At 42.4% G+C, this 838-nt stretch carries 1 pseudogene; it reads right to left on the reverse strand.

Annotated elements, in window-relative coordinates:
* Positions 1-705: pseudogene (locus tag A3739_RS14730) on the reverse strand (hypothetical protein); the annotation flags it as partial.
* Between the last annotated feature and the right edge of the window lie 133 nt (positions 706-838).

Raw genomic sequence — 838 nt, forward strand, 5'->3', positions numbered from 1 at the left:
TAGCTTGCAGTCAAGCAATTCATCAACAGGAACACCACCACCCTCAGTACGACGACGTTCATCTGGCGCAACAACTATCTCTGTCACATTATGCGCTTTCACAAAGCTCAGCCAATTTGCCGGCACAGGAAGCAGTTGATCAGCGCCAACGACCACTTCTTCTGCCCCTGAAGGAACACAACCAATCAGCTTAAAACTACGCGCTTGGTCTAAGCTACTTAAACGCTCGATAATTTCTGCAGCTTGATGTCCTGCTCCCAATATCACAACATTGCGACCAAGATTGGCTAAATCGACCACCCAATAAAAGACCAAACGAATCACTAAAACCGATAAAAACGCAACAATCACAGCATAAGCAAGTACGCCTCGCCCTAAATACAGTCCCGGAATTAAAAAGAACAAAACGGTCAGCGCGATCATGCCTAAGAAGCAATAGGCGACAAGCGTACGCAGCATCATGCCTGTTTTTCCTTCTTGAAAAACAGAGGTATAAACGCCCATAGCCAGCGAACAACAATTTAAGATAAGAGCAAATAAAAATGCTTGAACAATTGGGTTTTGTAAAAATAACTCAGTCTCTGAGAAGTAGTTGCGAATATCCACCGCAACAAACAATGAGACAGACAGAGCTGCGAATTCTAGCGCGCCCAAAAAGATAAATTTGCTATGAAGGTAATGATTTAATATGCGAACGTGTGCCACGTCGGTACTTCCTGCTGTAACTACTTATGTCCTGTGCGTGACAAATTGCCACATAAAAGTTGCGCTATTATGAACTCAAGGCTGTAATATAAAAAGCATAGCTTAGTTATATATAAGAGAAAGTTAGTTATAT

This window comes from Oleiphilus sp. HI0067 (assembly GCF_001635735.1).